The sequence below is a fragment of the Winogradskyella sp. UBA3174 genome, assembly GCF_002364335.1.
GTDB lineage: Bacteria > Bacteroidota > Bacteroidia > Flavobacteriales > Flavobacteriaceae > Winogradskyella.
Map to the genome: position 1 here is coordinate 43,418 of NZ_DEXW01000033.1, position 7,073 is coordinate 50,490.

Here is a 7,073-nt window from a genome sequence, read left to right on the forward strand (position 1 = left end):
TCGCGATATGCTAAAAAATTGAGAGAACACATAAAAAAGATAACACAAATTACACATTCAACTAAACGAGAACTTTTATTTCGTAAAGCTTTTAAAAACTCAAAAATATTAATGTAATGAATGATATTTATAAACTCTACCACAATGACTTCGGAATTGCTTTCAAATGGAAAGATGGACATCTTAAAGACACGAAAAAGATTCAACTTATATTTAGAAATGCGGGCTTAAGTATTACAAAAAGACAACTAAATCAACTTCTGGAATGCACATATGATATTTTAGAAAATACCGACTTGTGTGACGATTGTAAGTCGAATGACTCCTGCAAAGCACTTCTTCTTGAAACACCAACACCGATGGTTAGTTTCGCAATGAGCTATATTGAAATAAAGAACATGAAGGATTTACTAAAAGGCACACTTTTTCAAATTGAAATGGACACACTATTGAAAAAAAATAAGATGAATTAATTGAAACGTTTACTGAAATTATTTTCGAAATAATGATAAAACATAGGTATTATTAGAATTTGCTGTAACAGTTTTTGTGGTATCGTGTTGAAAAAGTTTCCCGTTTTTAATCACAGCCATTTGATCTGAAACGGCAACAGCATCTTCAGTATCGTGTGTTATAAAAATTACTGTGGCTTGGGTTTTACTAATGATACCAAACACGTCTTGTCTTAATTGTGTTCTTAAGTTCGCATCTAAATTACAAAATGGTTCATCTAAAATAAGTAGTTCTGGTTTTGGAGCTAGTGCTCTTGCCAATGCCACACGTTGTTGCTGACCACCAGATAATTGATGCGGATAACGCCCACCTAAACCCTCCAACTCTACAAGTTTTAATAACTCCAAAATACGCTGTTCTCGGTTTTTCAATTTAGATATTCCGTAACCTATATTTTTTTTAACTGTTAAATGTGGAAATAAGGCATAATCTTGAAACACCATTCCGACTTGCCGTTTGTCTGGTTCAATAAATGTATCGTTAGAAGCCACTACTTTGTCGTTTAATGTAATGGTACCCTCATCAGGTGTTTCTAACCCTGCAATGAGCCTTGACAGAGTGGTCTTACCACTTCCGCTCTCCCCAACTATTGCTAAAATAGACCCTTTTTTTAACTCTAAATTAAAATTAGAAATAGCAGGTAATTCAGTATTTGAATATGTTTTAGTTAGGCTTTTTATACTTAGAATGTCTGTCATTAGGCTTTAGTTAAAATCCACGAGCGAACTAAAAAAGATTGGTGCCATTTAACAGGTTTTACAAATCCTGCTAATTCCAAAAGTTCTAAAGTTCTATTTTCATCAATGGTATTAAGTGTTTTTAGCATGCGTTCTCTACGCAATTCAATCTCTTCACTACACCATTTCTTTGGAAATAATTGGCGCAGGATATCAAAATTTTCTTCAATTTCATTTTTAGTACCACAAATATCGAAAAGTAAAAATTTAGCTCCAACTTCTAATCGGCTACCAATCTCTCTTAGCAAATCTAACTTTGCACCATCGTCTGAAATAAAATGAAGCACTAAAAATAAAGTTGCTGCGTCATATAAATTGCTTTTATCTAATTCCTCAACACCACTATGTGCAAGATTTAAATTGGCATAATTAGACAGTTTAGATTTTGCTTTATTAATCATCTCTTCTGAAGGGTCACAAGCGTCAATCATCCAATCTCCATTATAATCCAAAAGTTGCTTTACCTCGTTTCCCGTGCCACAACCAACAACCAAAATTTTAGGTTTTAACTTAGTATTTAAATATTCGCTTATTAAAACAGCACAATTTTGCATTACAAAACTATAACTCGGAAAATAGTCAATGACGAACTTATCATAATTACTTACTCTTTCTCCTTCAAATATTTCAATAGCTTTATTCATAACTATTTCAAAATTAATCGATTTAATAGTATTACTGGTATGATGCCTGTTGCTATAATACATAAAGAAGGCAAAGCAGCTTCCATAATTAACTCATCACTTGCATATTCATAAGCTTTTACTGCTAAAGTATTTAAGTTATAAGGCTTTAAAATTAGGGTAAGCGGCAACTCTTTCATTATATCTACAAACACTAAAATAAAAGCACCTGTAATACTAAATTTTAAAAGTGGTAATTCAACATTTAAGAACGATTTCAGTTTTCCTTTACCAAGTAATTGTGATACCTCCGTTAGCGATTTATTTAGCTTTAGTTGTCCTGCTTCTATGGGATTAAATGCCACAGCCAAAAACCGAATACTATAAGCGTAAAGTAAAAGTAGTATTGTGCCATTAATAACAAAACCGATATCTAAATTAAGGTGAATTTTAAATACTGAAATGAGCCATTTATCGACACTCAATAATGGAATCATTACACCAATAGCAATAATTGCACCTGGCATCGCATAACCAAGAACAGCAACTCTTGAGCTCTTTTTAAGTACTGAAAGACGATTCCAATTTGGAAAATACAAACTTAAAAGCGCAAGAAGCGTCGTTAATAAAGCAGCAAGAAAAGCAATACCTAAGCTCTGTAATGCCGTAATAAAAAAGTCTTTTGAAGCGACTGAATAAAACGTTAAATAAGACCAATAAACTAATTGTAAGCAAGGCAATATAAAACCAAAAACTATTGGAAAACCAACAATTAGATATAGGATAAACCTCTTTTTATTAGATATTGTAAGTCGATGTAAATCCCCACCATTCTTTAATGAAAACGCAAAATTCTTAGAACCTCTTTGCAACCGCTCTAGACCAATGCAGATAAACACAACAATCAGTAAAATAGCGGACAAATAAATTGCAGTGGAAGGCTCCTCTAAAGAAAACCACGCTCTAAAAATCCCAGTTGTAAATGTATTAACGCCATAATACTGTGCAGCTCCGTAGTCATTTAATACCTCCATTATTACTAATATCAAACCACCTACAATAGCTGGTCTGGCAATAGGCAAAACTATCTTAAAAAATGTTTTACGTTCTGAAGCACCAAGAACTTTAGAAGCTTCTATTAACCTTGCTGATTGGTATAAAAAGACCGCTCTACTCGATAAATACACGTAAGGATATGTTGAAATACTCAATATAAAAATAAGACCACTTAAAGTCATAATATCAAACCTGAGTGCACCAAAACCTATGCTTTTAGTAACATATTGAAATGTGCCACCATAATCAAAAAACCCTGCGTAAGTGTAAGCTGTAATGTAAGATGGAATTGCTAATGGTACTATTAAAAGCCATTCTATTTGCTTTCTAAACACAAAATTATAACGGCTTACAATCCACGCTGAACTTACCCCAAAAATAAGTGTTAAAAAACTACAACCTAAAATTAAAATTACAGAATTAAGAGTATAGTCGGCAAGGAGATTTTCAACAATGTGAGTCCATGTCTCTCCAGGACCTTCAAACAACTGCAATAAAACCGTAAATATAGGTACAGAAATAAAACCAATAATGGCCAATGTTAGTATTGACCATATATTGAAATCTCTTTTTATATATGTTAAAAATCTATATTTCAAGGTTTATTTCCATCCAGCTTCATCAAACAAAATGACAGCTTTTTTGTTGTTTCTTCCTAATTCTGATAGTGATAATTGATCTTCTTTAAAAGTTCCCCAAGACTGTAACAATTCTGAAGGTTCTACTTCTGCATTTACAGGATATTCATAGTTAGCTTTGGCAAACACTTCTTGTGATTCTTTACTTGCTAAAAATTCAATGAATTTTATTGCATTTTCTTTATTCGGAGCATATTTCGCCACTCCTGCACCACTAATATTGATGTGTGTACCTCGTCCCTCTTGGTTCGGAAAAAAGATCCCAATACCTTCGCCAGCTTTAACTTCTGCTGCGTCCGAAGAATTTAAAAGTTTACCGATGTAGTAAGTATTCACAATGGCTAAATCTCCTTCGCCAGCCACAACCGCTTTTATTTGATCTCTATCATTTCCCTTAGGCAAACGTGTCATATTTAAAACTACCTTTTCAGCCCAGGTTTTAGCCACTTCTTCGCCATTATGTGCAATAATCGAAGCCATTAAAGATTGATTATAAATATTACCAGAAGAGCGTACTAAGATTTTACTTTTCCAAGTATCTGCTGCTAAATTCTCATACGTTGATAATTGTACTGGCGTTACACGATCTAAAGCATATGCAATAACTCTAGCACGTTTAGTTAACGCAAACCATTGATTATCTTCATCTCTTAAATTTGACGGAACCCTCTTGTTTAAAAGCTCTGAATCTATAGATTGCAATAAATTCTTATCCTTAGCACGGACAAGACGGCCTGCATCAACGGTAATTAAAACATCCGCTGGTGACTGCTCGCCTTCTTGGGTCATTTTCTGAATCAACTCATCAGCTTTTGCGTTTACCACATTGACTTTTATACCCGTTTCTTTCTCAAATTTTGCAAATAATTCCTGGTCCGAAGGATAGTGTCTATGCGTATAGACCGTTACTTCTTTTGCTATTTCCCCTGTTTCATTTTCAGTTTGAGACTGATTAGATGTGTCATTTTTACAAGCGCTAAATACGATAGCGCATAGTAGTACTAAATATGTATTTTTCATTTTATATATATTAAATTTTAATTTCAAAGGTTGCATAAACGTTCCTTGGTGGAGACGGTAATATTCCTGGTCCAGGATAACCTGTTGCTCGTCTTGTAAAATAAGTATTGTCAAGAACGTTATTTACTCCTGTTTCTAATTTAAATTGTTTGTATTGATAGGATAATGAAAAATCTAAAATATCATAAGACGGAATTAATCCTATAACACCAGAACTTCCCAAAGGGTCGTTACCAGAATTTGGTGCATCAGAAAATTGCTCAGACAAGTAGGTGTATTGAATACTAGCTTGTAAATTCTCATAAGCGAAGCGTAAACCTGTTTTTAGGTTTAATTGCGGCACAAACTCTACTTGGTTGCCTTCAATACCTGTTTCGTCTGACCTTATGTATTCCGAATGAGTAACCGAAGTATTTACAAAATAATTGAATCTATACTTACTATCCTTTATAAAAATTTCGTTCAAATCAAAATCAATTAAAGATTCTAATCCGTAGATAAACGCATCACCTATATTGTCTCTAACCTTTCTAACACTATTATCTGGTTGTACTTCTAAAGTGATTCCAATTCTGTCATTGTAAAACAGACTAAACGCACTAACATCGAAAGAAATAGCCGCCCTGTAAGTTCCTCTAAAACCGATATCGCCTGTCATTCCCGTCTCATCAACTAACGGTCTCACACTAAAGTTTGGATTAACTAAGTTAATATCTGAGAACGTTACTGATCTGTAATTTTGAGATGCGTTTGCATAAAACTCAACTTTATCATTAGGCTTATAACTAGCACCCAAACCGAATAAAACAAAAGCACGTTCATTTAACTCATCTGAAAATTCAGTTTCATTTAGAATCACATTTCCTGCCGCATCTAAATTAATACGTTTAGAAAAACCATCACTTTCAGTTTTTATGTATTCGAATCTCACCCCTGGTGTGACCGACCATTTATCATTGAGATATAAAATATTTTCTCCAAAAACAGCAATGTTAAGGTTTGGATTTCTGAAGTTGGATTGGTTACCATAATTAGGAAACGTTTCCGTCTGTAAATTAAAATCGGGCCCAGAACCATCACTCCCTGGTCCTTGAATAGATGTATTATCAGCCTTGTAAAATTTAGTTCCTATTAAGCCTGTGGCATCCTTTCCAAAAAGTCTATATCTACTTAATAGTCGTGCTTCAAAACCAAAATTATTATACTCTCCTTTTATTAAATCACGCTCAGCAAAATTATCTGGTATGTCTTGGCGATTCGTTCTAAAACCTAATGCATTACGCTCTGCATTTAAGCCGAAGAAATTAAATGTGAAGTTGGTTTTATCTGAAAACTGATGCGCCAACTTAAAATTATACAACAACCAATCCACTTGAAACCAATTTCGTGTGCGATTGCTTTGAAATGCATCTTCGTTAAACATGGCATTACTTAAACCTCCTGCCTGTTGCGACAAATATCGTAAATAGGTTAGTTCTCCAGAAAATTTTGTTTTTTCAGAGAGTTGATAGCCTATGTGTAAAAATGCATTCTTAGCTTCAAATTCTGAATTCGGTCGGAAACCATCTCCTTTTTTAAAGTTGAAATAGGTGTAATAACTGAACTTCTCTTTTGTGCCGCTCAGACTTGTAAAGTTGGTATATAAGCCGAAACTTCCTAAAGTATTTCTTGTAATTAATTCAATCGGTTTATTTGGATTTGGAGACTTGAATTTAAAATTAATAAGTCCACCAAATTGTGTTCCATATTGCAAGGACGCGGCACCTCTAACCACTTGAATTTCGGACAAAGCTTCTGCAGGTGGTGTATAATAACTTTCTGGATAACCCAGAACATCTGCGCTAATATCATAACCATTTTGCCGTGTATTAAAATTTGAAGTTCTGTTGGGATCTAAACCACGACCACCAATATTGAGCTGCAAACCTGCGTCATCATTCTGAAAAATATTTAAACCTGCGACCTGACTATAAATTTGCCTAGCATTGTTAGTTGCTAAATTTGCCATAGATTCATCTACTAAAATCACCTCTGTTTTTTTACCAGCGTAAATGGCAGTTTCTTCAACATCTTTTAAACGGCTTAATTGAAAGACTCTTCTTTTGATAGCTGTAATTTCTACAGCAGTCAATTGTTCCCCTAACGGTTCTAGTTGCTGGTTTACATTTGTAGCTCCATTTATGGCTACTTCAACTTCTAACACTTGAAATTGATAAGAAAAGAAAACTATGGTTATTTTATCTTTGCTTGTAGTAAATTCGTAATAACCTTCTGTATTTGTCTTTACTAATAGACCTGATGATTTCTCATAGATTTCGACATTAGACATAACAGAATTTGTTACTTTGCTAGTTACAATTCCTGAGACTTTGTTTTGTGCTAAAGCGACAGAAATGGAAACTGAGAACAGTATTAAAATATTATAAACCTTTAATTTCATCATTGAATGGTAAAATCCATTTTTTTTGTTTGAACGATTCTCGTTC

At 33.7% G+C, this 7,073-nt stretch carries 6 protein-coding genes; 1 reads left to right on the plus strand and 5 read right to left on the minus strand.

Going from position 1 to position 7,073, the window contains the following annotated elements; all coding sequences use genetic code 11:
* Positions 1 to 116 precede the first annotated feature (116 nt).
* Positions 117 to 473: a hypothetical protein gene (locus tag B2U95_RS04670; RefSeq protein WP_296313321.1), complete on the plus strand. Its 357-nt coding sequence runs from the start codon at positions 117 to 119 to the stop codon at positions 471 to 473.
* Between the two features lie 18 nt (positions 474 to 491).
* Here the strand turns inward: B2U95_RS04670 and B2U95_RS04675 are convergent, their stop codons facing one another.
* Genes B2U95_RS04675 through B2U95_RS04695 form a run of 5 tightly spaced genes read right to left on the minus strand, consistent with a single transcriptional unit; the run spans position 492 to position 7,030 of the window.
* Complete coding sequence (locus B2U95_RS04675; protein ID WP_296313322.1) at positions 492 to 1,211, minus strand: ABC transporter ATP-binding protein; 720 nt, start codon at positions 1,209 to 1,211, stop codon at positions 492 to 494.
* Entirely contained in the window at positions 1,211 to 1,894 is a 684-nt protein-coding gene (locus B2U95_RS04680) for a class I SAM-dependent methyltransferase (RefSeq protein ID WP_296313324.1), read from the minus strand. The genes B2U95_RS04675 and B2U95_RS04680 overlap by 1 nt, the downstream gene beginning before the upstream one ends.
* Positions 1,895 to 1,896: 2 nt before the next feature.
* Complete coding sequence (locus tag B2U95_RS04685; RefSeq protein ID WP_296313327.1) at positions 1,897 to 3,528, minus strand: ABC transporter permease; 1,632 nt, start codon at positions 3,526 to 3,528, stop codon at positions 1,897 to 1,899.
* A gap of 3 nt (positions 3,529 to 3,531) precedes the next feature.
* Positions 3,532 to 4,587 carry a Fe(3+) ABC transporter substrate-binding protein gene (locus tag B2U95_RS04690; protein WP_296313330.1) on the minus strand — a complete coding sequence of 352 codons (1,056 nt, stop codon included), beginning with the start codon at positions 4,585 to 4,587 and terminating at the stop codon, positions 3,532 to 3,534.
* A gap of 10 nt (positions 4,588 to 4,597) precedes the next feature.
* Positions 4,598 to 7,030: a TonB-dependent receptor domain-containing protein gene (locus tag B2U95_RS04695; protein ID WP_339614649.1), complete on the minus strand. Its 2,433-nt coding sequence runs from the start codon at positions 7,028 to 7,030 to the stop codon at positions 4,598 to 4,600.
* Between the last annotated feature and the right edge of the window lie 43 nt (positions 7,031 to 7,073).